Consider the following 22,455-nt stretch of genomic DNA (forward strand, 5'->3'; position numbering starts at 1 on the left):
TTTTTTATTTTATCACAGTTTGATTTGAATTACAATTCCTTATGTGGTATATTAGTAAGACAGAAAAGGCAGGAGATACCATGGACTTTACAAATTTACCGCCCGATAGCAAGGCATTTTTGGCCCCTATGGCAGGGGTGGCCGACCGGGCGTTTCGCGAGATCTGCCGGGACTTTGGCGCCGCGTACACGGTCACGGAGATGGTCAGCGCCAAGGGGCTGGTAATGGGCGACCGGAAAAGCCGGGAGTTGATGACCCTGGGCAGCGACCGCCCCGCCGCCATTCAGCTGTTTGGCACGGAGCCACGGGTGATGGCGCAGGCGGCCAAGTTGTGCCTGGAATTTGAGCCACAAGCCATTGACATCAATATGGGCTGTCCGGCGCCCAAGGTCGCAAACAACGGCGCAGGCTCCGCTTTGATGAAAGACCCGCAGCTGGCAGGTGAGATCATCTACGCGGTGGCAGAGGCCGTTGACCTGCCGGTAACGGTGAAGCTGCGCAAGGGCTGGGACAAGGCGCACCCCAATGTGGTGGAGCTGGCCCAAATCGCAGAGCAAAACGGCGCTGCCGCCGTGGCGGTACACGGCCGCACAAGAGAAGAAATGTACAGCGGCCACGCAGACTGGGACTGTATTCGCCGGGTAAAAGCGGCGGTGCACATTCCGGTAATCGGCAACGGCGATGTAACCGATGTGCAAAGCGCTGCCCTGCTGCTGGAACAAACCGGCTGCGACGCCATTATGATCGGTCGGGGCGCCATGGGCAATCCCTGGCTGTTTCGCCAAATCAACGCTTATTTAACAGACACAAGGGTGCTGCCGGAGCCGGGCATTCATGAGCGTATGGCCGTTATGCTGCGCCATATTGACCGCACCATTCAATATAAGGGCGAGCGCACCGCCATGATGGAGGCGCGCCACCATGCCGCCTACTACACCAAGGGACTGCGGGGTGGCGCCGGGTTCCGCCGCCGCATTTGCCAAATGAGCCACTTTGAGGAACTGGCGAAGCTGGCTGCGGAAATTGCCAAGGAGAATGCAGAATGATTTTTAAGAATGTGACCTTTTATAACGAAGTGTTCCAAAAAGATGTGGCGGATATTCAGGTGGAAAACGGCCGCATTACCGCCATCGGTGTGCTGGAGCAGGAGGGTCGGGATATGCAGGGTTACACCCTGCTGCCGGGCTTTGTAGACATTCATATACACGGCCGCGGGGGCGGTGATTTTTCCGACGGCACGGTAAGCAGTATGGATCGGATCAGCGCCTCCCTGGCTAAGTGCGGGGTCACCGCCTTTTGCGGTACCACCATGACCCTGCCCAGAGAAAAGCTGACGGATATTCTCGTCACCGCCCGTGGCTATATGGGCAAGGAGGCCGGCGCCCGCCTGCTGGGCGTGAACCTGGAGGGGCCGTTTATTGCCCCTGCCAAAAAAGGCGCTCAAAACGGCGACTACATTCGCCCGGGCACCGTGGAGGAATGGAACGCCCTGTTTGACGCCTCCGGCCGCAGTGTAAAGCTGATTACCCTGGCGCCGGAAGCCTTTGACAGCGCCGACCTGATCCGCCAGATCAGCGGCTGCTGCCGAGTGTCCCTGGGGCACAGCTGTGCTACCGCAGAGGAAGCAAACGCCGCCTTTGACGCGGGGGCGGGCCATGTGACCCACTTGTTTAACGCCATGCCGCCCATGAGCCACCGGGCGCCGGGGCTGCCGGGGGCTGCACTGGATCGGTCGGAGGTCACCTGTGAGCTGATCTGCGATGGGGGTCACATTGATCCCATTATGCTGCGCAACGCCTTTCGCCTGCTGGGGCAGGACCGAGCCTGCGTCATCAGCGACAGCATGCGCGCCGCCGGGCTGGGACCGGGCACCTACGAGTTGGGCGGCCAGACTGTGTATGTAAAAGAGAACGGCCGCTATGCGGTGCTGGAGGACGGTACCATTGCCGCCTCCATTACCGACCTGTTTACGGAATTTAAGAATTTGCTGCGCTTTGGCATTGATTTTGAAACCGCCTTGCGCAGCTGCACCATCAACCCGGCGCGTGCCATCGGTATGGACGATCAGATCGGTTCCATTGCCACCGGCAAGTACGCCGATCTGTTGTTTGTTGACGAAAATCTGAATGTAGCGGAGGTATATGTAGATGGAATACAGGCTTAACATTGCGCTCATCGAGCCGGAAATTCCCCAAAACACCGGCAACATTGCCCGCACCTGCGCTGCCACCGGCGCACGGCTGCACCTGGTAGGACCCATGGGCTTTACCATTACGGACAAGCAGGTCAAGCGCGCCGGGCTGGACTACTGGGACAAGCTGGACATTACCTACTACAACAGCCAAGAGGAATTTTTTGAACAGAACGCCGGGGCAGAATTCTTTTACTTCTCCACCAAGGCGGAGATCGCCCACAGCGATATGCAGTACCCAAACGGCGCCTTTTTGGTGTTCGGCAAAGAGACCAAGGGGCTGCCGGAGGAGCTGCTGAAAGCCAACCACGACCGGTGCGTGCGGCTGCCTATGCGAGGCATGATCCGCAGTCTAAACCTTTCTAACGCCGTGGCGGTGGGCACCTACGAGGTGCTGCGCCAATGGGGCTACCCGGCACTGACCTCTAAAGGCCACCTGACCAAATACCAATGGTAAAAGCGAATCCAAAAACACGCGGGACGGCTCAAACAGCCGTCCCGCTTCTTTTATCTCCCGCTCTATAAATTGCATAAAAAAGAACCCCAAGTAAAAAACTTGAGGTTCTACTGTACTGCAATTAGTCAGCGGTATAAGGCATAATGGCGATCTGACGCGCTCTCTTGATAGCGGTGGTCAGCTCACGCTGATGCTTTGCGCAGGTGCCGGTCACACGACGAGGCAGGATCTTGGCGCGCTCAGAGGTGAATTTCTTCAGTCTGGTCACATCCTTGTAGTCGATCTCGTCTACCTTTTCTACGCAGAAAACGCACACCTTTTTGCGCCCTTTGCGAGCGCCGCCTTTATTGTAAGCCATGCTTGGTTTCCTCCTTCGTTAAAATGGTAAATCGTCGTCGTCATCCACGATCTCTTCAAAATCGCTGTTATCTGCGCTGGCGTAGCTGGGCGCCGGTTGCGCAAAAGCGGGATTGGAGTTTGCGCCGGTAGTGCCGCTCTCTGCCTTAGAGCCGCAGAAGGACACATTGCTGGCAACGACCTGTACACTCTTTCTCTTGTTTCCGTCCTTATCGGTGAAGTTATCCGTCTGGATAGAGCCCTCCACAGCGATCATGGAGCCTTTGCGGAAATACTTAGATACGAATTCCGCAGTTTGGCGCCAGGCGGTCACATCAATGAAGTCTGCCTTGCGCTCCTCGCCGGCCCGCTGAAAGTTGCGGTCCACAGCTACCTGAAAACGCACGACAGAAACGCCTGTGGGCGTTGTTCTCAGTTCCGGATCATAGGTCAGGCGACCCATGATAGCCACTACATTGATCATGTGCTCCCCCTTACTCGCCCTTAGCGACGATCAGAGAACGCAGCACGCCGTCAGTAATGTTGATCACACGATCCAGCTCTGCCGGGAAAGACTCCTCACTGCTGAACTGAGCGATCACATAGTAACCCTCGGTCTCGTAGTTGATCGGATAAGCCAGCTTGCGCTTGCCCCATTCCTCAACTTCGCCAAGAGTGCCATGCTTGCTGATGAGATCCGTAAACTTGGTCTTGAGCGCCTGAGCAGCCTCCTCACCCTTGGACAGGGAGAAAACCAATACGATTTCATAGTTCTTCAATGCCATTCTAAAGCACCTCCTTCTGGTCTTTTGGCCGTACATCCTGTGCACGGCAAGGATTACTGTTCCACGGAACAGCCTATGTAGTATAACAGAAAGCGCCGCCCCTGTCAAGCAAAACTTGCACACCGGGCGGCGTTCTTTCATCTATTTCTACATATAGTGGAGGCAATTGGCATTACACATATTGCAGCACATCGCTGACCTTCCCGATCACCGGCACATCCGCGCGCAGGTCTTGGTCCTTAAACCAACCCCAGTTCATCCGCACCGCCTGCATACCCGCAGACAGGGCACCGGCAATGTCGTTTACCGGGTGGTCACCTACATACATACAGTCTGCCGGAGGCAGCTGCACTTTGTCACAGGCGTAGAGGAACAGCGCCGGATCCGGCTTGTGAACCCCCACATCGCCGCTGACGACCACCAGATCAAGATAAGGCCGCAGGCCGCTTTCGTCCATCTTGTGATTTTGCAAATACGACGGGCCGTTGGTGATAACGCCGGTCACAATGCCTTTCTTCCGCAGCGCCTGCAACATAGGCACCGCGTCCGGGAAGATCACGCAGCAGTCGCCGAAGGTGCGGTCATAATGTTCCGCCAGCGCTTCTGCCGCAGGGGCGTCCGTCCAGTGCCAAAGGGCAATCAGCCCTTTGTACCACTCTACCCGATCCACATAGCCGCCGTTGCCGCTTTGGCGCATTTGGTGCTTTTTCTCCTCCAGTTCCTCACCGGTCACACCGGGAAAAAACCGGGCAAAAAAGCCGTCCATATACCGCTCAAAGGCCGCCGTACGGTCCTGCAAAGTCTCGTCAAAATCAAAGAATACTGCTTTTATCATGATCCAGTTGCTCCCGCAGCGCCCCGATGGAAGAAAACTTCTGTTCCGGGCGCAAATAACGCACCAGCTCCACCTGCACTGTTTGACCGTACAGGTCGCCGTTGTAGTCAAAAATATGAGTCTCTGCCAAGGGGGTCTCTACCTGCCAGGTGGGGCGCACGCCAAGGTTCGTAAAGCCCCGATACCAGGTGTCTCCCACCGAAATGCGGCTCTCATACACACCGAACTTGGGCAGCACCAATCCATCCGGGTACTGCTGGTTGATGGTGGGATAGCCGATGGTGCGACCCCGAGCGTCGCCGTGGAGCACCGGGTTCTCAAAAGTAAAGTTGTAGCCCAGCATGGCCGCAGCCTGCTCCATCTCGCCTGCCTGCACCGCCGCCCGAATACGGGTAGAACTGATCGGCGCGCCCTGGTAGTCCTGGTGCTCCAAGATACGCACCCAAATGCCCCGATCCTCCAGGTACGCCCGCAGACGCATTGCATCCCAGGCAGCGTTCTTGCCAAAGCGGAAATTAAACCCGCACAGCACCATACCGGCGCCAAATCGACCGATCAGCACATCCTCCACAAACTGCCGACCTTCCATATTGCAAATGGCATTAAAATCCGCAAACACCGCCGTCGGGTAGCGACGCTGGAAAATGCTCTTTTGCAGCAGGGAAAAGCGGTTGTGCACGCAGTAGATGATCACCCGCTCCGCTCCGGTGCACACAATATTATGTGCCCGGTGCATACCGTCAAAATCCCCGATAGCCACCGCCGTTATTCTCTTTTGGTTCTCACACTCTTGCATACAAATTTATCTCATTACCATCACGCGCACCACTTGCAGCTGGCTGCCGTCTGCCGACGGACTGCCCAGCCCCAGGAACACACCCGCCGGGTCATATACCCGGTAATAGGGCTCCGTCAGCTGCCGGTGCAATCGCACCGCATCCAGCGCACCACCGTTGCCAAAGCGCCGTGCCTGGGGCGCCGTTACCTGCAAGGCCGGATACGCTGCCAGCAGTTCGTCCACCGGGCGCAGACAGGGGGCAAAATCACCGCCGCTGTCTCGCAGGGCTTGCAGCTGCTCTAAAGTTACGCAATCCGCCAGTTCCACACCCATGGCGCAGGTGCGCTGCAAGGCGGTCATCACCGCGCCGCAGCCCAAAGCCTGTCCCAAATCGTGGATCAAGGTCCGAATATAGGTGCCCTTGGTGCAGGTCACATCTATGGTATAGGTATTTTTTTCTTCTTCCGCTGCCGTCAGGCGCAGATCCAAAATGGTCACCGGGCGGGCTGCCCGCTCCACGGTCTTACCCTGGCGGGCCAGTTCGTACAATCGCTGACCGTCCACGCTTACCGCCGAGTACATGGGCGGCACCTGCATGATCTCGCCTCGAAAGGCAGAAAGCGCCGCCTCAACAGCCGCCCGATCCGCAGTGACCGGCCGGCGGGTGAGCACCGTGCCGGTACAATCCTGGGTGTCCGTTGTCTCTCCCAGGCGGAAGGTGGCCAGGTAGCGCTTGTTGCTGTCCGGCAAATAGTCAAGAAAGCGGGTGGCGCCGCCCAACAGCACCGGCAGCACGCCGGTAGCCATAGGATCCAGCGTACCGGTATGACCCGCCTTGCGCTCTCGGGTGATCCCCCGCACCTTAGCCACCACGCCAAAAGAGGTGATCTCCGCCGGCTTGCAAATACACAGAACGCCGGTCATACCAGCAGTTCCCCGCACTTCTCCACCAGCTTGGCGCGAGCGGTCTTTACATCCATATCCAGGTTGCAAGCCGCCGCCTGGGGATGACCGCCGCCGCCAAAGGCCTTGGCAATCTCCGCCGCGTTCACGCTCTCAAAGGTGCGCAGAGAGGCTTTACATGTGCCGTCCGGCTTCTCTCGAATGGTAATGCCCACTTCCACGCCCTCAATCTGGCGGGTCAGGGGCGCTAACCCCTCTGTCTCCTGCTCGTTGGAGCCGGTTAAGTGGTACATCTCCTGGGTCACGGTGATAATGGCTACCCGCTCGTCCAGGTAAAAACGCATAGACTCCAGTGCCAGCCGTTCCAGTCGGGCATAGGTCTTGGTCTTGGTCTCAAACATAACTCGATTGATCCGGCCGTTATCTGCCCCGGCTTCAATCAAATCCGCTGCAATGCGGTAGCTCTCCGCCGTGGCAGAGGCGTAGCGAAAACAGCCGGTGTCCGTAGAAATGCCGGTATACAGGCAGTTGGCCATGCCTTTATCCAGGGGCACGCCCATCTCCCGGATCACCTTGTAGATGATCTCGCTGGCAGCAGCGGCACCGTCGTCCAGCAGCAGCCGATCCGCATAATCCGTGTTGGTGCCGTGGTGGTCAATACACAGATCAATATGGTACTTGCCCTGAATGGCACCCAGCAGCCCCTCGGTAGCCACATCCACCGCCACCACAAACCGGGGGGTGAACTTTATGGGCACAATATCGTCAAAAAGATAATTGTACTTGGGGGGAATGTCTGCCTCGTTCTTCACATAGGCGAACTTGCCCTTTTGCAGCAGCGCCCGGCAAAGGGCAAAGCCACAGCCCAAAGTGTCTCCGTCCGGGTGGGCATGGGTCAGAATTAAAATGTCGTCCTGCTCCAGCAACAGCCGGGCACATTCCTTTACATCAATCCTCATGTTCCAGTTCCTTCAGCTTATCCCAAAGGGCAAAGCCCTTTTCAATGGAGTCGTCGGCAATAAAGCGCAGTTCCGGGCACTTGCGCAGGTGCAGCCGCCGGCCCAGCTCGTGGCGAATATAGCCCTGGGCGGCGGTCAGGCCCTTAACGGACGCCTTGGCCGCCTCCATGCCCTCCATGGCGCTCACATACACCTTGGCATAGCTAAGATCGTTGGTAACGCTCACCTTTACTACCGTAAGCATACCGCTGATCCGCGGGTCTTTTAGTTCCCGCAGGATTGCCACGATCTCCCGCTTAATATCCTCTGTAATTCTGTCAATATGATAACCGGGCATTTTGCACTCCTACTCAGTCTCTGTACTCCTCGACCACATAGCACTCCAGCACATCGCCGGGCTGAATATCGTCCCAGCCCTCCAGGCTGATGCCGCACTCATAGCCGGAAGATACATCCTTTACATCGTCCTTAAACCGCTTTAAGCCCTTCAGCGGCACATCGGCCAGCTGCTTGCCGTCACGCACCAAGCGCACTTTGCCCTCCCGGCGGATATTACCGCTGGTGACCAGGGAGCCTGCAATGGTGCCGGCAGAGGAAATTTTGTACACCTCGCGCACTTCGGCGGTGCCGGTGTCCACATCTCTGTACTTGGGGGCGCGCATACCGCGCATAGCCGCCTCAATCTCCTCAATGGCGTCATAAATAATATTGTAGCTGCGGATCTCCACGCCGTCCCGGTCTGCGTTCTCCTTGGCCACCGGGTCTACGCCGGTGTTGAACGCTACGATAATGGCATTGGAGGCAGCGGCCAGCATCACATCGCTCTCGCTGACGGAGCCCACGGCGCCGTGGATCACATGAACCCGCACCTCGTCGTTTTCAATCTTCAGCAGGGACTGCTTTACAGCCTCAACAGAGCCTTGAACATCGGCCTTGATAACCACATTAAAGGCCTTCAGCTCGCCGGCCTGCAAGGTGTCAAACAGGGTGTCCAGCGTCACCTTATGGAAGGCGCTGAATTCTTCTTCCTTGGCAGCTTCCTTACGCTGTTCCACCAACTGGCGGGCCAGCCGCTCGTCGGACACGGCGTTAAATCCATCGCCGCTCATAGGCGCACTGTCCAGGCCCATGATCTCCACCGGCACGCTGGGTCCGGCCGAATTCACCTTACGACCGCGATAATCGGTCATGGCGCGCACCTTACCCACTGCCATACCGGCTACGATCACATCACCGGCATGGAGCGTACCGTTCTGCACCAGCAAGGTGGCAATGGGACCGCGGCCCTTATCCAGCTTGGCCTCGATCACCGTACCCTTGGCGGAACGGTCCGGATTGGCCTTCAGCTCCTGCATTTCCGCTACCAGCAAAATGGTCTCCAGCAATTTGTCAATGCCCATCTTCGTCTTGGCAGACACAGGCACGCAAATCACATTGCCGCCCCATTCCTCCGGCACCAGTTCGTGCTCGGTAAGCTGCTGCAGCACCCGATCCGGGTTGGCGCCCTCTTTATCCATCTTGTTAATGGCAACGATAATTTCAACGCCCGCTGCCTTGGCGTGGTTAATGGCCTCAATGGTCTGGGGCATAATGCCGTCGTCCGCAGCCACAACCAACACGGCAATATCCGTAGCCATGGCACCGCGGGCACGCATGGCGGTAAAGGCCGCGTGGCCGGGGGTGTCCAGGAAGGTGATCTTTTCGCCGTTCGCTTCTACCTGATAAGCGCCGATGTGCTGGGTAATGCCGCCGGCCTCGGTAGAGGTCACATCCGTATGACGAATGGCGTCCAAAATGGAAGTCTTACCATGGTCAACATGGCCCATCACGCAAACCACCGGCGGGCGCTTCACGGCATTCTCGTCGTTCTCGTCGTCCTCTTCAATGATCTGCTCCTCAATGGAGACCACAACCTGCTTCTCCACCTTGGCACCCAGTTCGGTAGCCACAATCTCTGCAGTATCGTAGTCGATTACTTCGTTCACGCTGGCCATCACGCCCAGACTCATCAATTTTTTAATCACTTCGGTAGCCGTCATACGCAACAGACTTGCCAGTTCACCCACGGTGATCTCCTCCGGCACCTTAATGGTGATCTGCTGCTTTTTACGCTGCTCCGCAATGCGGGCCAGACGCTGGGCCTCCGTCTCTCTCTTGGAGCGGGCGCGCATACCCTGGGGCCGCTTTTTGCGGTACTGCTTGCTCTTTTGGTTGAGCTTCTGCTTCTTCTGGTAATCGCCCATGTTGGAAGCGGGGGCAATATCCTCGTACTTCTGATTGTACTTTTCCAGATCCACATTGTTCACTCGGGTGTCCACATGGCGAGTCTCGCCTTTGGTGCGCGCCTGGGGCGTTTGATTGGCCTTCTTCTTGGCCTTTTCCTCAGCCCGCTTAGCCGCCTGCTCCGCCATCTGCAAAATAGCAGCCTGGCTCTGGCGCTTCTTGTCCTTCTCCGTATTACCGGCGGACTGGGGCTTCTTCTCCTTTTTCTGCTGCGGCGCCTGGCTCTTAGGCTTATTGGACCGCAGCGCATAGAACTTGTCAAAATTCTCTACGCTGTGAGTCTTGGTAATGCGGTCAAAGAGGGCGTTCAGCTCCCCCTCCTCCAGCACAGTGGACGGCGACTTCTTGGCCGCGCCGCACTGGGCCAGCAGATCCAAAACTTCTTTATTCTGTACGCCGAAACCGGCAGCGACATCGGATACTTTTACTTTTATGACCATTCCTTTTCCTCCTGTTGCAATAATTCTTCAATGCGTGCTGCAAAGCCTGCGTCCTCCACCGTAAGTACCCCTGCCCGATAACCCAGGGCAAAGTGTATCTCATCTATGGTGCAGGGCAGGGCACGCATGCGGGGGGCTTTGGCACGCTTTTGACCGGCGGTCTCAAACTCGCGGACCAGCCGGGGCGACGCATTCCGCGCCGTCAGCACCAGCTGCGCCTTGCCGTCGCGTACGCTCTGCAAGGCCAGGTCGTGCCCCATAGCCAGCTTGCCTGCACGGCGGGCAAGCCCCAACATAGAAAGCCACTTGGCGTTATTCATCTTTCAGCTCCGCCTCCATACGGTCATAGACCGCGTCAGAGATGGTCACCTCCAGCGCCCGCTCAAAGGCCCGCTTCTTCCGCGCCTTCTGCAAGCAGGCAGGATCGTGGCACACATAGGCGCCCCGCCCGGCCATCTTGCCGGTGAGATCCAGCTGCACATCCCCCTGAGGGGTGCGCACCACCCGCACCAGGTCGCGCTTGTCAAATCGTCCGCCGCAACCGGCGCACATACGCACAGGCACTTTCTTTGCTTTCATCTTTCCGCCTCCCTGTTTGCAGGCAGCCGCTTACTGCTGCGTGCCGTCGTAAAAGCCGGACTCCGGCTTAATATCAATCTTCCAGCCGGTGAGTTTGGCAGCCAGGCGCACATTCTGCCCCTTGTTGCCGATGGCCAGACTCAGCTGATCATCCGGCACGGTGGCACGGCAGCTTCTGGCTTCCTCATCCAAGATCTCTACCCCAACCACATCAGCCGGCGCCAAAGCGGCAGCAATGTAAGTGGGCACATCGTCGTTATACTTTACAATGTCGATCTTCTCGCCGCCCAAAGCGTCCACGATATTGGACACACGCTGGCCGCGAGGACCGATGCAGGCACCTACCGGATCCACATCTTCCTCTTTGCTGAATACGGCGATCTTGGTACGAGATCCGGCCTCACGAGAGACAGACTTAATCTCAATAGTACCGTCAAAGATCTCCGGCACCTCCTGCTCAAACAGGCGGCGCACCAGACCCGGGTGGGTACGGCTGATCATAATCTTGGGACCCTTGCTGCCATCTTTTACATCCACAACAAAAATCTTGATCAGACTGTTCTCTACCAACTCTTCGCCGGGCACCTGCTCGGCCTTGGGCAGCACAGCCTCATTCTTGCCGATCTCCAAGGTGGCATTGCCGGTGACCGGGTCTACCCTCAGCACCTTGGCAGAGATCAGCTCCTGATTCTTGCTCTGGAACTCCTCCATCAGCTTGCCCCGCTCCGCCTCGCGAATGCCCTGGCGGATCACATGCTTGGCAGTCTGCGCGATAATGCGGCCGAACTCCTTGGTCTTCAGCGGAATGTCAATGGTCTTGCCCACCTTGGCGCTCTTCTTGATGGCCTGGGCCTCTTCCAAAGTCAGATCCGTGTCCGGGTCCTCCACTTCCTCAACCACATTCTTGGTCACATACACCTTAAAGCGCTGCTTCTCCGGGTCAATGTCGCAATGGACAATGTCCTTGCCGTTGTAGTCGTGCTTGGCAGCCACCACGATGGCGGCAGAAATTTTTTCATACAGGTAATCCTCCGGGATTCCCTTCTCCTGCGCCAGCATTTGCACCGCATCAAATAATTCCTTACTCATTTTCCGATCACCTTTCCTTTATCCCTGAAAATCCTGTTCAAAATCTGCTATATTAAAATCGTCCAACTTCACAAAGGCTGTATCCTTCTTTTGTACACACAGCGCTTTGCCGGAAGTTAGGCGAACGGTTATCTCACCGTTATTATACTGCTCCAGCGTGCCGGAGAAATCCCGCGCCCCGTCAACCGGGCGAATGGTGCGCACCAGTACCGGCGCGCCGATATACTGCAAAAAGTGGCTGTCCTGCACCAGCTCCCGCTCAATACCGGGAGAGCTGACCTCCAAGGTGTAGGCCTCCTTAATGGGATCTTCCTGATCCAGCGGATCCTGGAGTGCCCGGCTCATAGCCACGCAGTCGTCCATACTCACACCGCCGTCCTTGTCAATAAACACCCGCAGATAGTGCTGCGTGCCCTCTTTTACGAACCGCACATCCCAGAGCGAAAGCCCCAGATCGGCCGCAATGGGGGCGCACAACGCCTGCACACGGGATACCACATTTCCCTTGCCTGCCAATGAAAAACCTCCCTACAAAAACAGGAGAGCGGTCCCCGGGGACCACTCTCACTGAATAACTTACAAATTACCGATAACTATAATAGCATATTATAATCAAATGTCAAGCCTTTTTTCCGTCTGTGGAGAGCGAATGCACAAACAAACCGCTAAGCAGCTTTGGCTCAAACCAGGTGGACTTAGGGGGCATCATGCGCCCGGCGTCCGCCACCGCCATCAGTTCCGCAATGGTGGTGGGATAGAGCGAGAACGCCAGCTTCATATCCGTTTTGGCCCGTTTCTCCAGCGCCCGCACACCGTAAATCCCGCCTACAAAATCAATACGCGGATCTGTCTTTGGGTCTTTAATACCCAAAATGGGCGACAGCAAATTGTCTTGCAGCAGCGACACATCCAAAGCGCCTACCGGGTCATCCGGCACCAGCGCCGGCTTGATTTGCAAGGTGTACCACTCCCGATCCACCACCATACCGAAGGTGCCCTTTTGTTCCGGCTCTACCGGCTCATCCCTGTGCTTTACGATAAACCGCTGCTCAATTTGGGAAATCAGTGCATCCGGTGACAGACCGTTCAAGTCACGCACCACCCGGTTGTAAGGCAAAATTTCCAGCTCGCTGTCCGGGAACGCCACCGCCAAGAAAAAATTAAATTCTTCCTGCCCGGTATAATCCGGTTTTTCTTCCCGCCGCTTGAGTCCCACTTTTACTGCGGAGGCGCAGCGATGGTGGCCGTCGGCAATATACAGCGCCGGGATGGCGGCAAACAACCCTTGCAGCTTTTCGCACAGGGGCGCACTATCCACCACCCACACCGTTTGCTGCACATCATCCTGCACAAAATCATACACCGGGGTGTGTTCGCTCATCCAAGTAGAAAGCGCCAACTCCACCGCCGGGGAGCGGCGATAGGTCAGGAAAATGGGACCGGTATTGGCGTCGCAGGTGTCCACATGGCGGATTCGGTCCGCCTCCTTGGCGGCCAGAGTATGCTCGTGCTGTTTGATCACGCCGTTTAAGTAATCATCCACCCCGGCGCAACCTGCCAGCCCCACCTGGGCGCGGCCGTTCATCACCTGCTTGTAAATATAAAAGCAAGGCGCCGGATCCTGCACCAGCGCGCCGGTATGCTCCAGCGCCAGCAGGTTCTCCCGGGCTTTCTCATACACCGCCGGACTGTACGGATCCGTCTCCGGCGGCAGGTCAATCTCTGCCTTATCTACATGTAAAAAGGACAGCGAATTGCCCGCTGCCCGCTCCCGCGCCCCGGCGGCAGTGAGCACATCATAGGGCGGCGCCGGAATCAGCGCCTGATAATCCGGCAGCGGACGAAATGCCCGAAACGGACGAAATACAGCCATAATGCCCCTCCTTTAGGTTCTTTTTTTCCAATATATTGTATGCAGTTTCATGTAAAAAGCGCACAGGTCGCCCTGTGCGCCGTTTTTTATTTCTGATTTTTTTGGTACACGATACGCAGACCGTCCAGCAACAGATCCCGATCCACCACAGCGTCCACGGTACAGTATTTGGCAATGGCCGCACCCAGCCCGCCGGTGATCACCACCTTAGCCGGTTGACCCAGCTCTTGCTGAAAGCGCGCCACCATGCCGTCAATCATGGCAGCCGTGCCGTACACGGTGCCGGAGCGCATACAATCCACCGTGTTGGTGGAAATGGCGCTGGCCGGCGCTGCAATATCAATTTGAGGCAGTTGGGCCGTACCGGTGGCAAGGGCGCTCAGGGCGGTCTTGACTCCGCACAGAATCGCCCCGCCGATAAAACTGCCGTTCTTGTCAATGACAGAGGCAGTGGTGGCCGTGCCCAGATCAAAAAGGATAATGGGTGCCGGGTATTTGGCAATGGCAGCCACAGCGCCCACGACCATATCCGCACCCAGTTCGCCCGGGTTATCGGTCTTGATATTCAGTCCGGTCTTGACTCCGGGACCCACTAAAATCGGTGCTTTGCCGGTAACCAACACCACAGCCTTAGAGATGGTGCGAGCCAGGGGCGGCACCACCGTAGCCAGTACGGCGCCCTCCAGCGCAGACGGCTCCAGGTGCATCAGATCCAGCACACTGTGCAGCTTGATGGCATACTCCTCCGCCGTCTCGTTACTGCTCGTAGACAGGCGATATTTGTCCACAATGGTATCGCCCTCGATAAAGCCCATGACTATATTGGTATTGCCCACATCAATGGCCAGAATCATAGCCGCACCTTCTTTCTCTTAACTTAACTGCTTTTTGCTGATATTCACCAGCCGCACAATCACAGGACTGAGTACCACATTCACAGCCAATTCCACCACGAAATTCAGCCCCACAAAGCCGGTGATCATAAAAATGAACGCATTGGCGCCGCCTGCATTCTGCAAGATCCAGTCAAAGAAAAACAATCGACAACCCAGCAGGAAGATCCCGGTATTCACCACCGGGCACACCACAGCGGCACAGATCACGCCGGCGTACTTATGCTTCTTGCTTAGCACCCGATACACCAGCCCAGACAATGCCCCGGCCAAAATGCCCTTGAGCATCACCGTTAAAATGGTGCCAAAAATGCTCATGTTGAGGAACAGCGCCGTATCCGGCTGGCACAGCACCACCACGGCGAACACACCGCCCAGCCAAGCGCCGGCACCTACACCGTAAAGGGCAGCGCCCACCACAATGGGAATGAGCACCAGGGAGATAGACACGGTGCCGAACTTAATAAATGAGCCCAGCAGCTGCAATACCACCACCAGGGCCGTGAGCAGACCTACGCCTGCGATCTTTTTTGCGTTCACTTTCATATTCGATTTTCCTTTCTGCTACTGTTCCAAGCCGCGCACCACGCAAACCGTGCGCCGCCCCGAGAAAGTTCGTTTTTTCTCTACGGATACAATGCGCCCTCATTATAGCCTATTCCCCGTCAAATGTAAAGAGACTTTTTGTACAGGAAATTGCCGAAGAAATGCTGCGCCAACCTGCCGCTTGCCAATTCCAGAAGTAAGACGATTGCGGCGAACCTCCCCTGCGGCTGCGCCGCTTCCCCCTTTTACAAGGGGGGCTTAGATTTTGAAACCGATTTGCCTCCCTTGCAAAGGGAGGTGGCAACGCCGCCGGGCGTTGACAAAAGATTGTCCTATAACAACCGCAAACCCACAAAAAGCGCACACGGCAGAAACCGCGTGCGCTTTGCTGTACCGATTTACTTGTTCTTCTCCTGCACCACGCGGGTGATAATCTCCACGCAGCCCTCCGGGGTCAGGCGGCCGGAGTCCAAGGACAGATCGTAATTGTGCACATCGCCCCACGCCCGGCCGGTATAATGCCGGTAATTCAGCGCGCGCTTTTTGTCCTTCTCCGCCAGGCGTTTGGCCGGCGGCTTATCCGTTTCGCCGTAAAGCAGCACAATGCGCTTGGCCCGGTAGTCCTTACCGGCGTGCACAAACACATTGAGCACATCGTCCCGGTCCTCCAGAATATAATCCGCGCAGCGGCCCACGATCACGCAGTTGCCTTTTTCTGCCAAATCCAGAATAACCTTGCGCTGCACCGTCCACAAATAATCAGACGCAGACAGGCCGTTCATCACCTCCGGCGAACCAACGGATGAAAAGGCATAGGCCAAGCGGCTCTTGCTGGCGGAATACTCGCCGGTCTCCTCAATATAGCGCTCGGCAAAACCGGTTTTCTCCGCCACATGGCGCACCAGCTCCTGGTCATAATAATCCCAGCCCAGCGCCGCAGCAACAGCCTTGCCCACGGAGCGCCCGCCGGAGCCGAACTCTCGACCAACGGTAATTACTTTTACAGACATGGTAAAGCCCCCTTGCCCGGCGCTGCAAAATTGGGTACACCGCACCGAGTCTATGTTCAGTATAGCACACCTTCACCAAAAAAGAAAGGGGATCTTTACCGAAAAAACAAGACGGCATAGGTGGTGCCGTTCTGATTTAGGCAAGCATACTCCTGGCCGGTCACCGGCGACACGGACTGGTTCACCGTCAAACTGGTGTCATCCAGCGTCATGCCGATGGTGCCGCGGGTCTGGCTGGCAAAGGCCACATAGTGGTAGTTGGCGCTGCTGGAGAATTTGCACACAGAGGGCGCCATACCGTCTGCAAAGACAATGGCAAAGCGAGGGCGGAAGGGGCTGGGGACCTCCACCTTGCGTGTGGCCTTGCCGTTACCGAAATAGTTGTAATAGTAGAACGGCAGACCCCACAGGTCCCGCTCCGCCTGGGTGATGTGCACCGCGGTGTTGCCGGTGTGGTCGCCAATGGCCTTATCAATCCGCTGATTATCCGCGTTAAAATCCTCTCGCTGAGGCACATCGGTACCCACCCAGTCATTCAGTTTTAAGTTGGTGGTTTTGTTGGTACTGCTCATGTTAATCCTCCGTATCTAAAATATCAAAGGGCAGCGCTGCCCGGTCAAAGACGGCATAAGGCACCGCGTCTGCGTCCAACGCATTCCAGGTGCGCCCGCTGCCCGACAAATGGGCATAGAGAAAAGGTGGAACCCAGTCCCGCAGCAGGCGACCCAAATGGACCCGCCCGGCGGCAGGGATCACCAGTTCCAGATTGCCGTCCGTGCAATGATAAGTTGCCCCCGCGCCGCACAGATCGCTGAGTGCCTGTTGAAAGCCCGCTAAAGAAAAATCGCCCCAGGGCATTTGCCGCCGCGCCAGCAGCTTTTGGCGGGTCTCTTGCAGGGTATCGCCCGGCAGCAAACCGCGAACCGTCAGCCAGCGCCAAAGATTTTCTTCGGCAGCAGTGGCGGCAAAGGCGCCCTCCCGGGCGTCCGTCAGTTGATCATAGACCAGCGCGATCCCCGCCGCGTAGGCTCGCAGCTCGCCGTCGATCACCGTGCCCGGTTGCGGGTCAAAGCCCTCTGCCTGCGCCAGTGCCTGCAAACGACCCAGCACCGTCTCAAACATAGCAGGTCACCTCCACCGCCGTCACCTCCAGGTACGCGCCGGTGCTGCAAGGGATCACGCCGCCCTTTTCACCTGCCGCATGCACCTCCGGGGTGCCGCACAGGCCGTCCGTTTGCAGCGCTGCCGCCAGGGCGGAGGGATGCAAGCTGCCGCCGATCACCCGAGCGGAGCACAGTTCTTTCAGCTGATTTTCCAGTGCAGAGCGCACCGTTGCCGGGTCCGCTCCTGCTAAAATTTGCGCCGAGCACACCAGCTGTACCGGTTGCTTTTTTGCCTCCTGCACATCAATAAAGCACCCGGCCAGCGTGAGAATATCCAACTTTTCCGTCACCGCCAGGCGCAGTTCGTCGTCCACCTGACCCTGACGGCTGCGCACATATACCGTAACGATATAGTCGGAACCGCCGGGGCACACCTTGCACGACAGCACCCGATCCAGCTGCTCCACCGCTGCGGACAAGCAGGCGGTGTTCACCCCATTGGGCGGCACCTGCTGCACCTGACAAATCCTTTGGCGCAGGGCGGTATCCGTTTCTACCGCCGCGCCGCCCGAAAACCGATTGGCGTTGGTCACCGAGCGGATGCCCGCCGGAGGATTGACCATCACGGTAATGCACCCCGGCTCCACGTTATGGGCAGTGGTCTTGCCCAGAGAAACGGCCGGCACATCCACCGTCCATTCTCCGGCAGGAATGGTAGCCGCCTTGGTGGTGGCAAACTGCAAATAGGGCTGCCCGGCCACAGAACACACCGTGTCTGCCGGTACGGTCACCGCCGCCTCTGCTGCTTGCGCCAACGAAAATGTCAGCACCCCGGCGGCGGCAGAAGCACCCTTGCGCTGTAAGCCCACATCCGCCGCGTGCCGATCCAGATCCGCACCCCGTGCCGTATCGGCAAACACCTGGCTTTGCACATGGTCGCCAAACACCGACAGGGCATACAGTTCCGTTGCCACACTGCGAAAGCGGGCGTCCAGCTCCGGCAGATCCTCCGGCTTTTCGCCGCAAGCGTCGAAAAATGCCGCCCGCATTTTGTCCGTTATTTCTTGATAGGTCGCTCTCATAGGGCAACCGTCACCTCCCGTTCTTCCTCACGCACCCACAGACGAAAGACCGCGCTGCCGTCTGCGGTGCGCACCCCCAGCACCAGCACGCCGGGCACATCACAGACGGCCCGGCGACCCAGCGCCAGCAGTTCGTCCGGCAACAGATCTGCCCCGCAGCCGCCCACCCCGCCTACCGGCCGAGGATAATAGCCCTGCCGGGGCAGCGTCAGCAGCAGGCGCAAAGACTGCACCAGATTCTCCGGTGTGTCCAGCCGCCGAGGAACATGATCCGTAACCGCATAATCGCCGTTTTCCACTGCATAGATCAAGGTTCGATTTCTCCTTTTTCATTGATGACCAGACCGTTTATCCGCACCGTACCGTCCCGGCACAGGCGCACCACCGCGCCGCCGGGGCCGCGCAACTCCACCTCGCCGGGCGCCAGATCGGCGTTGCCCATACGAGCGCCGGCAACCACTGCGCCGTCCTCTCCGCCGGAGAGCAGCAGCACCTGGGCACCGGCAGGCACATTGGCCGCATAGCCGTAAGGAGCATACACCGGGGTCTCCCGCAAATGGGCAGAGGCCACCGTCTCCACCTGACTGCCGCCCAGGGTCACCCCGGCGCACTCATATCCGGCGCCGCCGGTTTGGCGGGCACGCTCATTCAGCCACATAGTACATCGCCTCCAATTTCGGTTGGCAGCACAGCACCAGCCGGGTCTGTACCTGCCGAGCGGTGCCGGTGATCTCCCGCTGAAAAATACGGAACCCGGCGCTGTCCGGCACACCGTCCTTTGGCACCACCGGGGCATACAGCGGCAGCCGATGGGCACCGGTGAGCACCACCTCCAGCCGCCGATACCGGGCAGCCGCCTGCTCCAGTTTGCGCAGCAGCACCTGCTGGCGCTGCTCCGGCGGATAGGCCGCCACATTGACATAGCGGCGACGACTGATCTTTTTGTCCGCAAAATACCCGGCCTCCAATCGGCGGCAGTACGGTTCCGCGCTGGCAATTTTATAGGCATATACCCCCGGCGCTTCTCCCCGCTCGGTCACCGCCGTAATCGAGGTGATTTGATCCCCGGGCAAAGTCACCGGTGTCTCACTGCCGTAAACACACAGCCGGTTCTCCGGATCGACAAAAACGCCCTTGGCGCCCAGCACCTGCATAAAGCCCTGCAAGGCGCCAAAGCAGCTGGTGCCCTTCTCCACCGTATATTGCCCCGGGGCGGTGCCGGCAGGCAAAGCCGCTGTAAAGCCAAAGGGTGCCGCGTAATGGTGGACCATTTGGTCCACATTGGGTGCGTTTAGGCTAATGGGCAGCGCCTCATTGTCCAGCAGCAGACAGGCTGAGGAGCGGGCATACACAAAGCCCCGCCGTTGCCCGGGGGTTACCGTCAGCTTTTGCTGGTCCGCATAGCCAAAGAAGCAGCACGCACCGTCCGGCGCAAAACCCCGCACCCGGTACACCTCCGGCAGGTCGTCGTCCCACAAAAAGTGCAGCCGCAGTCCGTCGCAACCGGCAGTCACATCGCCGCTCCAGCGGTAAGACAGCAGCTGCCGGGGCACCGCCCGCTTGCCGTCCAAAAATTCCAGTTCAAATGTCACGCCAACACCACCTTTTCCCCGGGGGTCAGATCAAAGGGCGAGGCCAAGCGGTTCCGTGCCACAATGGTGTCTATCGACACACCGGTGCGCACCGCAATGTCAAAGGCGTTTTCCCCCTGCCGCACCCGGGTGCTGCCGTAAGGAGCATACCGGGGCGCTGGGTCACAGTCCTCCGTAAAAGTAAAGCTGTACTGCACCCCGTCCCGGGCGGTGGTGCAAGTGTAATCAAACCGGGTCAAATACGCCCGCATAGGCTCCGCCCCGGGGGCGAACAGCCAGTGGGCCTGTCCGGGCAAAAGCAGCCGCCGCAGCACCTGGGCCATCTCCAGCGCACGGCCGCCGTACCACCAGCCCTTGCCGGTGATCACCGTGGCCCGGCGCCCGGCCGGGGTCACGCAGACCCCGCCGGACAGCAGCCGTTCCTCCTGTTGCAGCGCCCGATTTTCCACCTGAAGCTGGGCGGGATTTTGCAAAAAGGTGTACGGTCCAAAGCGCATGCGCATCAGTGCCTGCATATCTACACCTCCCCGCCGTCATACCGGCGGGCGTCCAGGCGCAGATACTCGCTGAGCGCCTCAATATAGGCATTATTCTGTTCGTTCATACTCTCCGTCTCCATCTTCTAAATCCTCCCGATAGGTCAAGGTGGCTCGCAGGTGCAGGCAGCCGGTGTACGTGTCCGCCTGGGGCGCGCCGGCCGACACCGCACACACCCGCCGATCCAGCAGCGTGCGGCAAATGCCGGAGAGCACCTGTTGCAGAGCCCCAGTACCGGCAGCCGGGGGCGCATACAGATCAAAGCACAGAGCGATCTGACCGGCCCGGCTCTCCTCACCCACTGCGTCGCTGGTGCCGTCCATCTCCGCCAGGCGCACCGCCACCACCGGGCGCAGCAGGCGGCTGGGCTTCATTTGGTCCGGATACGCCCGGCAAAAGTCCACCCCTTGCAGGGCAGCGCTATCCCGCAGCTTCGCCAGTACCTGCGTCACCGGATCCGTTGTCCACTTCATAACTCCCCTCCTGCAAGCGCTTCATCACGCCGGTATAATACAGCAGCTGGCCGCCCATACAGACCGCCTCCCGCTTGATAAAATAATAAGATCGGTCACCGGTCTCCAGCACCGCGTCCTCCGGCAGTTTCAGGATATTCCGATCAAAGGGGCCGATGTACAGGTAAAAATCCTTGTCCACCCGCCCAATGGGCGTTTGCCGATCCGTAAAATTGGACTTGTTCTTCCGCCAGGTCTGTTGCAGAGTACAGAAAAACGGAAGGGATCGACCCGCCTCGGTGACCAGGCAGGCGCTGTTGCCTGCCCGGGTCAACTGATTTTTAATGATATGTGCAGCCGGTGTCATACGCTGAGAAAGGCAAAGGCGTCGTCCCGCAGCAGGCCTCTACACGCCTGCTCCGCATCCTCCAGCATCAGGGCAGATGCCTTGTGCTGGCCGCTTTGCTGCACCGTTACATCGCCGGCGGTAAAGGCGGTTACATCGTCGCCGCTTTGGAACCACCGGGACTGCTCCAGCATACGCAGCGCTTTCACCGCTGCCAGGTGGATCAGTCGCTCGTCCGCCGGATCCGTCCCGTCAAACATACGCAGCTCCACCATGCGCACCGCCGAGGCGATCACCGGTGCCCACTGGGTCAGCTGCTCCGCCGTCTCTCCGGAGAGCAGCTGCAACCGCTCTGTGACCGCCTGTATATCCATACAGTTTGGCTTAGGCATGGGTCAGCATCTGAACGGCGCCGGAGAAGATGGGCGAGAACCCGGCAATGGCGGTGATGGACGCCCGCTCCAGCTGGCGATCAATCAGCTTGTCAAAGTCGGTGACCACATCACCGGCCTGCACCTTTTCCAGTGCGCAGGTACGATCCAGCGCCAAAATGGTATTGTCGGGGAACATCTTGTGCTTGATCAGCTCCGCGCCCAGCGGAGTCACCACCCGACCGGTGGCGTGGAAGTCGTTGCCGGCGATTGCATCCTGCATTTCGGTCATTTTCAAAATGGAGGCGGTATCCCGGGCACTCACCAGCAGAGTGGTCATATTGAAGCCCTCAAAAGCGTTCCACAGATCCACCAGCCCGGCATAAGTCAGACCGCCCTCCAAAGTAATGCCGCTATCATGCACGCCGATCAGCGCCGCATAAGCGTCCAGCAGCTGCCCTTCTGCAATGCAGTTGCCGATTTGGCGCAGGGTCACGGTAAACAGATCCAGCTTTTGGAACTTCACCGCCTCATAAGAGGCCACCAGCATACGACCTCGCTTGTGCATCTCCGTGAGCGTATCCTTCACCTGCACCGTAGTGGTAGGCAGGGACGCACCCTCCGCCACCTCGGCGGCAGTCAACCGCTCGCCGTTCTCCACGCTCTCAATGGCGCGGTAGTCCATACCGTCAATCACCGTGGTGGTGGCCACGATCTTTTGCAGCACATCCGCCTGCTCCATACCCTGGCGCACCGCTCGGCTCACATACTCCGGAAACAGCGCCGCAGAGTCCGAAGTCTGGAAGAATTTGGACACCGTGTCGGAGCCGATGCCACTGACTTTAATGTCAAAGCGCTTAAGCTGGCGCTGATAGGCGTCCAGCCCTTCCAGCGGGGTGCCTGCGTAATTTTCCGAAGGGTCGATCTGTTCCAGCGCCTGGGTAAAGCTTTTGCCGGTAGTGTACAGTCCCTTTTCCAATTTCAGATTATCATAAGCCATCTTACATTACCTCCT

Annotated in this window: 31 protein-coding genes; 3 read left to right on the forward strand and 28 right to left on the reverse strand. The window is 58.2% G+C overall.

All coding sequences use genetic code 11. The annotated features are described in order from the left end of the window. Positions 1-80 precede the first annotated feature (80 nt). Genes dusB through trmL form a run of 3 tightly spaced genes read left to right on the forward strand, consistent with a single transcriptional unit; the run spans position 81 to position 2,648 of the window. Entirely contained in the window at positions 81-1,046 is a 966-nt protein-coding gene (dusB, locus tag OGM59_07410) for a tRNA dihydrouridine synthase DusB (protein ID UYI90529.1), read from the forward strand. Beyond that, entirely contained in the window at positions 1,043-2,164 is a 1,122-nt protein-coding gene (gene nagA / locus OGM59_07415) for an N-acetylglucosamine-6-phosphate deacetylase (GenBank protein UYI90530.1), read from the forward strand. Before dusB ends, nagA begins: the two co-directional genes overlap by 4 nt. Next, the gene (gene trmL / locus OGM59_07420) at positions 2,148-2,648 is read left to right on the forward strand and encodes a tRNA (uridine(34)/cytosine(34)/5-carboxymethylaminomethyluridine(34)-2'-O)-methyltransferase TrmL (GenBank protein UYI90531.1); all 501 of its coding nucleotides are present in this window, start codon (positions 2,148-2,150) and stop codon (positions 2,646-2,648) included. Before nagA ends, trmL begins: the two co-directional genes overlap by 17 nt. Positions 2,649-2,769: 121 nt before the next feature. Here the strand turns inward: trmL and rpsR are convergent, their stop codons facing one another. The 28 genes from rpsR to OGM59_07560 form a co-directional block, all read right to left on the reverse strand. Beyond that, complete coding sequence (rpsR, locus tag OGM59_07425; GenBank protein ID UYI90532.1) at positions 2,770-3,006, reverse strand: 30S ribosomal protein S18; 237 nt, start codon at positions 3,004-3,006, stop codon at positions 2,770-2,772. Between the two features lie 18 nt (positions 3,007-3,024). Further along, positions 3,025-3,468, reverse strand: a complete 444-nt coding sequence (locus tag OGM59_07430) for a single-stranded DNA-binding protein (GenBank protein UYI90533.1) — start codon at positions 3,466-3,468, stop codon at positions 3,025-3,027. Between the two features lie 10 nt (positions 3,469-3,478). Then, positions 3,479-3,769: a 30S ribosomal protein S6 gene (gene rpsF / locus OGM59_07435; GenBank protein ID UYI90534.1), complete on the reverse strand. Its 291-nt coding sequence runs from the start codon at positions 3,767-3,769 to the stop codon at positions 3,479-3,481. A gap of 172 nt (positions 3,770-3,941) precedes the next feature. Continuing rightward, entirely contained in the window at positions 3,942-4,604 is a 663-nt protein-coding gene (locus OGM59_07440) for an HAD family hydrolase (GenBank protein UYI90535.1), read from the reverse strand. After that, positions 4,582-5,400 (reverse strand): hypothetical protein, encoded by an 819-nt coding sequence (locus tag OGM59_07445; GenBank protein ID UYI90536.1) that lies wholly within the window; start codon positions 5,398-5,400, stop codon positions 4,582-4,584. Before OGM59_07445 ends, OGM59_07440 begins: the two co-directional genes overlap by 23 nt. Before the next feature lie 6 nt (positions 5,401-5,406). Next, positions 5,407-6,306: a tRNA pseudouridine(55) synthase TruB gene (truB, locus tag OGM59_07450; protein UYI90537.1), complete on the reverse strand. Its 900-nt coding sequence runs from the start codon at positions 6,304-6,306 to the stop codon at positions 5,407-5,409. After that, entirely contained in the window at positions 6,303-7,244 is a 942-nt protein-coding gene (locus OGM59_07455) for a bifunctional oligoribonuclease/PAP phosphatase NrnA (protein ID UYI90538.1), read from the reverse strand. Before OGM59_07455 ends, truB begins: the two co-directional genes overlap by 4 nt. After that, positions 7,234-7,581, reverse strand: coding sequence for a 30S ribosome-binding factor RbfA (gene rbfA / locus OGM59_07460; protein UYI90539.1), 348 nt, complete (start codon positions 7,579-7,581; stop codon positions 7,234-7,236). The genes OGM59_07455 and rbfA overlap by 11 nt, the downstream gene beginning before the upstream one ends. Positions 7,582-7,594: 13 nt before the next feature. Continuing rightward, the gene (infB, locus tag OGM59_07465) at positions 7,595-9,967 is read right to left on the reverse strand and encodes a translation initiation factor IF-2 (protein UYI90540.1); all 2,373 of its coding nucleotides are present in this window, start codon (positions 9,965-9,967) and stop codon (positions 7,595-7,597) included. Next, positions 9,958-10,287, reverse strand: coding sequence for a ribosomal L7Ae/L30e/S12e/Gadd45 family protein (locus tag OGM59_07470; protein ID UYI90541.1), 330 nt, complete (start codon positions 10,285-10,287; stop codon positions 9,958-9,960). Before OGM59_07470 ends, infB begins: the two co-directional genes overlap by 10 nt. Continuing rightward, positions 10,280-10,546: a YlxR family protein gene (locus OGM59_07475; protein UYI90542.1), complete on the reverse strand. Its 267-nt coding sequence runs from the start codon at positions 10,544-10,546 to the stop codon at positions 10,280-10,282. Before OGM59_07475 ends, OGM59_07470 begins: the two co-directional genes overlap by 8 nt. Positions 10,547-10,576: 30 nt before the next feature. Next, positions 10,577-11,635, reverse strand: coding sequence for a transcription termination factor NusA (nusA, locus tag OGM59_07480; GenBank protein UYI90543.1), 1,059 nt, complete (start codon positions 11,633-11,635; stop codon positions 10,577-10,579). Between the two features lie 18 nt (positions 11,636-11,653). After that, a complete protein-coding gene (locus tag OGM59_07485) occupies positions 11,654-12,151 on the reverse strand; it encodes a ribosome maturation factor RimP (GenBank protein ID UYI90544.1) in 498 nt (165 codons plus the stop codon). Positions 12,152-12,254: 103 nt separating this feature from the next. Next, entirely contained in the window at positions 12,255-13,508 is a 1,254-nt protein-coding gene (locus OGM59_07490) for a DUF1015 family protein (GenBank protein ID UYI90545.1), read from the reverse strand. Between the two features lie 86 nt (positions 13,509-13,594). Further along, a complete protein-coding gene (locus tag OGM59_07495; protein ID UYI90546.1) occupies positions 13,595-14,362 on the reverse strand; it encodes a type III pantothenate kinase in 768 nt (255 codons plus the stop codon). Positions 14,363-14,380: 18 nt separating this feature from the next. After that, complete coding sequence (locus OGM59_07500; GenBank protein UYI90547.1) at positions 14,381-14,947, reverse strand: ECF transporter S component; 567 nt, start codon at positions 14,945-14,947, stop codon at positions 14,381-14,383. A gap of 398 nt (positions 14,948-15,345) precedes the next feature. After that, a complete protein-coding gene (locus OGM59_07505) occupies positions 15,346-15,957 on the reverse strand; it encodes a cytidylate kinase-like family protein (GenBank protein UYI90548.1) in 612 nt (203 codons plus the stop codon). A gap of 95 nt (positions 15,958-16,052) precedes the next feature. Then, positions 16,053-16,529: a hypothetical protein gene (locus OGM59_07510; GenBank protein ID UYI90549.1), complete on the reverse strand. Its 477-nt coding sequence runs from the start codon at positions 16,527-16,529 to the stop codon at positions 16,053-16,055. Position 16,530: 1 nt separating this feature from the next. Continuing rightward, positions 16,531-17,079, reverse strand: coding sequence for a YmfQ family protein (locus tag OGM59_07515; protein UYI90550.1), 549 nt, complete (start codon positions 17,077-17,079; stop codon positions 16,531-16,533). Then, a complete protein-coding gene (locus tag OGM59_07520) occupies positions 17,072-18,142 on the reverse strand; it encodes a baseplate J/gp47 family protein (protein ID UYI90551.1) in 1,071 nt (356 codons plus the stop codon). The genes OGM59_07515 and OGM59_07520 overlap by 8 nt, the downstream gene beginning before the upstream one ends. Continuing rightward, on the reverse strand, positions 18,139-18,453 hold the full coding sequence (locus OGM59_07525; protein UYI90552.1) for a hypothetical protein: 315 nt from the start codon (positions 18,451-18,453) through the stop codon (positions 18,139-18,141). Before OGM59_07525 ends, OGM59_07520 begins: the two co-directional genes overlap by 4 nt. Continuing rightward, a complete protein-coding gene (locus OGM59_07530) occupies positions 18,450-18,800 on the reverse strand; it encodes a hypothetical protein (GenBank protein ID UYI90553.1) in 351 nt (116 codons plus the stop codon). The genes OGM59_07525 and OGM59_07530 overlap by 4 nt, the downstream gene beginning before the upstream one ends. Beyond that, positions 18,787-19,734, reverse strand: a complete 948-nt coding sequence (locus tag OGM59_07535) for a hypothetical protein (GenBank protein UYI90554.1) — start codon at positions 19,732-19,734, stop codon at positions 18,787-18,789. Before OGM59_07535 ends, OGM59_07530 begins: the two co-directional genes overlap by 14 nt. After that, positions 19,731-20,249, reverse strand: a complete 519-nt coding sequence (locus OGM59_07540) for a LysM peptidoglycan-binding domain-containing protein (GenBank protein UYI90555.1) — start codon at positions 20,247-20,249, stop codon at positions 19,731-19,733. The genes OGM59_07535 and OGM59_07540 overlap by 4 nt, the downstream gene beginning before the upstream one ends. 72 nt (positions 20,250-20,321) lie before the next feature. Beyond that, positions 20,322-20,744: a hypothetical protein gene (locus tag OGM59_07545; protein UYI90556.1), complete on the reverse strand. Its 423-nt coding sequence runs from the start codon at positions 20,742-20,744 to the stop codon at positions 20,322-20,324. Continuing rightward, positions 20,692-21,090 (reverse strand): hypothetical protein, encoded by a 399-nt coding sequence (locus OGM59_07550; protein ID UYI90557.1) that lies wholly within the window; start codon positions 21,088-21,090, stop codon positions 20,692-20,694. Before OGM59_07550 ends, OGM59_07545 begins: the two co-directional genes overlap by 53 nt. Further along, positions 21,087-21,461 (reverse strand): hypothetical protein, encoded by a 375-nt coding sequence (locus OGM59_07555; GenBank protein ID UYI90558.1) that lies wholly within the window; start codon positions 21,459-21,461, stop codon positions 21,087-21,089. The genes OGM59_07550 and OGM59_07555 overlap by 4 nt, the downstream gene beginning before the upstream one ends. Then, on the reverse strand, positions 21,454-22,440 hold the full coding sequence (locus tag OGM59_07560; protein UYI90559.1) for a phage major capsid protein: 987 nt from the start codon (positions 22,438-22,440) through the stop codon (positions 21,454-21,456). The genes OGM59_07555 and OGM59_07560 overlap by 8 nt, the downstream gene beginning before the upstream one ends. Positions 22,441-22,455: the final 15 nt, after the last annotated feature.

It is taken from the genome of Oscillospiraceae bacterium, from assembly GCA_025757685.1.
Taxonomy (GTDB): domain Bacteria; phylum Bacillota; class Clostridia; order Oscillospirales; family Acutalibacteraceae; genus CAG-217.

Coding starts and splice junctions, on each gene's coding strand:
- dusB (UYI90529.1), top strand. CDS start 81: ATGGACTTTACAAATTTACCGCCCGATAGCAAGGCATTTTTGGCCCCT.
- nagA (UYI90530.1), top strand. CDS start 1,043: ATGATTTTTAAGAATGTGACCTTTTATAACGAAGTGTTCCAAAAAGAT.
- trmL (UYI90531.1), top strand. CDS start 2,148: ATGGAATACAGGCTTAACATTGCGCTCATCGAGCCGGAAATTCCCCAA.
- rpsR (UYI90532.1), bottom strand. CDS start 3,006: ATGGCTTACAATAAAGGCGGCGCTCGCAAAGGGCGCAAAAAGGTGTGC.
- OGM59_07430 (UYI90533.1), bottom strand. CDS start 3,468: ATGATCAATGTAGTGGCTATCATGGGTCGCCTGACCTATGATCCGGAA.
- rpsF (UYI90534.1), bottom strand. CDS start 3,769: ATGGCATTGAAGAACTATGAAATCGTATTGGTTTTCTCCCTGTCCAAG.
- OGM59_07440 (UYI90535.1), bottom strand. CDS start 4,604: ATGATAAAAGCAGTATTCTTTGATTTTGACGAGACTTTGCAGGACCGT.
- OGM59_07445 (UYI90536.1), bottom strand. CDS start 5,400: ATGCAAGAGTGTGAGAACCAAAAGAGAATAACGGCGGTGGCTATCGGG.
- truB (UYI90537.1), bottom strand. CDS start 6,306: ATGACCGGCGTTCTGTGTATTTGCAAGCCGGCGGAGATCACCTCTTTT.
- OGM59_07455 (UYI90538.1), bottom strand. CDS start 7,244: ATGAGGATTGATGTAAAGGAATGTGCCCGGCTGTTGCTGGAGCAGGAC.
- rbfA (UYI90539.1), bottom strand. CDS start 7,581: ATGCCCGGTTATCATATTGACAGAATTACAGAGGATATTAAGCGGGAG.
- infB (UYI90540.1), bottom strand. CDS start 9,967: ATGGTCATAAAAGTAAAAGTATCCGATGTCGCTGCCGGTTTCGGCGTA.
- OGM59_07470 (UYI90541.1), bottom strand. CDS start 10,287: ATGAATAACGCCAAGTGGCTTTCTATGTTGGGGCTTGCCCGCCGTGCA.
- OGM59_07475 (UYI90542.1), bottom strand. CDS start 10,546: ATGAAAGCAAAGAAAGTGCCTGTGCGTATGTGCGCCGGTTGCGGCGGA.
- nusA (UYI90543.1), bottom strand. CDS start 11,635: ATGAGTAAGGAATTATTTGATGCGGTGCAAATGCTGGCGCAGGAGAAG.
- OGM59_07490 (UYI90545.1), bottom strand. CDS start 13,508: ATGGCTGTATTTCGTCCGTTTCGGGCATTTCGTCCGCTGCCGGATTAT.
- OGM59_07495 (UYI90546.1), bottom strand. CDS start 14,362: ATGATTCTGGCCATTGATGTGGGCAATACCAATATAGTCATGGGCTTT.
- OGM59_07500 (UYI90547.1), bottom strand. CDS start 14,947: ATGAAAGTGAACGCAAAAAAGATCGCAGGCGTAGGTCTGCTCACGGCC.
- OGM59_07505 (UYI90548.1), bottom strand. CDS start 15,957: ATGTCTGTAAAAGTAATTACCGTTGGTCGAGAGTTCGGCTCCGGCGGG.
- OGM59_07510 (UYI90549.1), bottom strand. CDS start 16,529: ATGAGCAGTACCAACAAAACCACCAACTTAAAACTGAATGACTGGGTG.
- OGM59_07515 (UYI90550.1), bottom strand. CDS start 17,079: ATGTTTGAGACGGTGCTGGGTCGTTTGCAGGCACTGGCGCAGGCAGAG.
- OGM59_07520 (UYI90551.1), bottom strand. CDS start 18,142: ATGAGAGCGACCTATCAAGAAATAACGGACAAAATGCGGGCGGCATTT.
- OGM59_07530 (UYI90553.1), bottom strand. CDS start 18,800: ATGTGGCTGAATGAGCGTGCCCGCCAAACCGGCGGCGCCGGATATGAG.
- OGM59_07540 (UYI90555.1), bottom strand. CDS start 20,249: ATGCAGGCACTGATGCGCATGCGCTTTGGACCGTACACCTTTTTGCAA.
- OGM59_07545 (UYI90556.1), bottom strand. CDS start 20,744: ATGAAGTGGACAACGGATCCGGTGACGCAGGTACTGGCGAAGCTGCGG.
- OGM59_07550 (UYI90557.1), bottom strand. CDS start 21,090: ATGACACCGGCTGCACATATCATTAAAAATCAGTTGACCCGGGCAGGC.
- OGM59_07555 (UYI90558.1), bottom strand. CDS start 21,461: ATGCCTAAGCCAAACTGTATGGATATACAGGCGGTCACAGAGCGGTTG.
- OGM59_07560 (UYI90559.1), bottom strand. CDS start 22,440: ATGGCTTATGATAATCTGAAATTGGAAAAGGGACTGTACACTACCGGC.